We start from the raw sequence: 2,500 nt of genomic DNA, 5'->3' as shown, positions 1-2,500 counted from the left end.
GTGCCTAGGGGTGAAAGGCCAATCAAACTCGGAGATAGCTGGTTCTCTGCGAAATCTATTTAGGTAGAGCGTCATCCGAATACCCCGGGGGGTAGAGCACTGGATGGGTAATGGGGCCCCACAGGCTTACTGATCCTAACCAAACTCCGAATACCCGGGAGTACTAGATGGCAGACACACTGCGGATGCTAACGTCCGTAGTGGAGAGGGAAACAACCCTGACCTACAGCTAAGGCCCCCAATTCATGGCTAAGTGGGAAAGCAGGTGGGACGACCAAAACAACCAGGAGGTTGGCTTAGAAGCAGCCATCCTTTAAAGATAGCGTAACAGCTCACTGGTCTAAATAAGTTGTCCTGCGGCGAAGATGTAACGGGGCTCAAGCCATGAGCCGAAGCTTAGGATGCCGTAAGGCATGGTAGCAGAGCGTAGTGTGACATAGTCTCATTCCTCCTTCACGTCTTCGGGCGTATTGGAGGAGAGAGGCTTTCGATGAAGCCGGCGCGTGAGCGATCCGGTGGAGAGATCACTAGTGAGAATGATGACATGAGTAGCGACAAAGAGTGTGAGAGACACTCTCGCCGAAAGTCCAAGGGTTCCTGCTTAAAGCTAATCTGAGCAGGGTAAGCCGGCCCCTAAGCCGAGGCCGAAAGGCGTAGGCGATGGGAACTAGGTTAATATTCCTAGGCCGTGGAGTGGTGACGGATCTCAGAGGTAGTTCATCCTTATTGGATTGAATGGGCTGCTGAGAGGTTCCTGGAAATAGCCCTCCTATAAGACCGTACCCTAAACCGACACAGGTGGACTGGTAGAGAATACCAAGGCGCTTGAGAGAACGATGTTGAAGGAACTCGGCAAAATACCTCCGTAAGTTCGCGAGAAGGAGGCCCGGTTCCTAGGCAACTAGGGGCTGGGGGCACAAACCAGGGGGTGGCGACTGTTTATTAAAAACACAGGGCTCTGCGAAGTCGCAAGACGACGTATAGGGTCTGACGCCTGCCCGGTGCCTGAAGGTTAAAAGGAGAGGTGAGAGCCTTGAATTGAAGCCCAGGTAAACGGCGGCCGTAACTATAACGGTCCTAAGGTAGCGAAATTCCTTGTCGGGTAAGTTCCGACCTGCACGAATGGCGTAACGACTTCCCCGCTGTCTCCAACATCGACTCAGCGAAATTGAATTGCCTGTCAAGATGCAGGCTTCCCGCGGTTAGACGGAAAGACCCCGTGCACCTTTACTACAGCTTCGCACTGGCATCAGGATTGTGATGTGCAGGATAGGTGGTGGGCTTTGAAGCAGAGACGCAAGTCTTTGTGGAGCCTCCCTTGAGATACCACCCTTCGCACTCTTGATGTCTAACCGCGGTCCGTTATCCGGATCCGGGACCCTGCGTGGCGGGTAGTTTGACTGGGGCGGTCGCCTCCTAAAGCGTAACGGAGGCGCGCGAAGGTTGGCTCAGAGCGGTCGGAAATCGCTCGTTGAGTGCAATGGCAGAAGCCAGCCTGACTGCGAGACTGACAAGTCGAGCAGAGTCGAAAGACGGCCATAGTGATCCGGTGGTCCCGAGTGGAAGGGCCATCGCTCAACGGATAAAAGGTACGCCGGGGATAACAGGCTGATACTGCCCAAGAGTCCATATCGACGGCAGTGTTTGGCACCTCGATGTCGGCTCATCTCATCCTGGGGCTGGAGCAGGTCCCAAGGGTACGGCTGTTCGCCGTTTAAAGAGGTACGTGAGCTGGGTTTAGAACGTCGTGAGACAGTTCGGTCCCTATCTGCCGTGGGTGTAGGAGACTTGAGAGGAGTTGCCCCTAGTACGAGAGGACCGGGGTGAACGATCCACTGGTGGACCAGTTGTCGTGCCAACGGCAGTGCTGGGTAGCTATGATCGGACAGGATAACCGCTGAAGGCATCTAAGCGGGAAGCCCCCCTCAAAACAAGGTCTCCCTGAGGGCCGTGGAAGACCACCACGTCAATAGGCCGGAGATGTAAGCGCAGTAATGCGTTCAGTTGACCGGTACTAATCGCCCGATAGGCTTGATTTGATCCAGTAATGGAAAGACAAATCAAAAACATACACACCTTAGACTAACGATGGCTGTGTCGCGCCAAGCGGCACTGTTGATTGATTACACTACCGAGTGGCAACGCGCCTTTTGCACGCAAAAGACGCTGCCTGCCACCCGTCGCGCTTGCTACGCAAGTCGCAACGTGGGATTTTCCTCGGTTTGGTGGTCATAGCGCAAGTGAAACACCCGGTCCCATCCCGAACCCGGAAGTTAAGCACTGCCGCGCCAATGGTACTTGGGCTTAAGCCCCGGGAGAGTAGGTCACCGCCAAACCTAGAAAAATCCCAATTCTCTCTAAATGATACAATTACTTATTCGACCCCGGCCTCAAGTAGCGAAAGCGATAGGCCAACCTAGTGTCGCGGGATGGAGCAGCCCGGTAGCTCGTCAGGCTCATAACCTGAAGGTCGTAGGTTCAAATCCTACTCCCGCAACCA

The 2,500-nt window shown here is 54.4% G+C and carries 1 tRNA gene and 2 rRNA genes (1 of these 3 cut by a window edge); all 3 read left to right on the top strand.

What is annotated here, in order from left to right:
• Window positions 1-2,039, top strand: a 23S ribosomal RNA gene (locus AC2FHX_RS20900) (it extends 789 nt beyond the left edge of the window).
• Between the two features lie 182 nt (window positions 2,040-2,221).
• Window positions 2,222-2,336 (top strand): 5S ribosomal RNA (gene rrf, locus AC2FHX_RS20895).
• An 87-nt stretch (window positions 2,337-2,423) separates the two neighbouring features.
• Window positions 2,424-2,500, top strand: a tRNA-Met gene (locus AC2FHX_RS20890).

Source organism: Ruegeria sp. CDSC042 (assembly GCF_059610745.1).
Note: the sequence above shows the minus strand (reverse complement) of the source record. Positions and strands in the feature narration are given on the sequence as shown.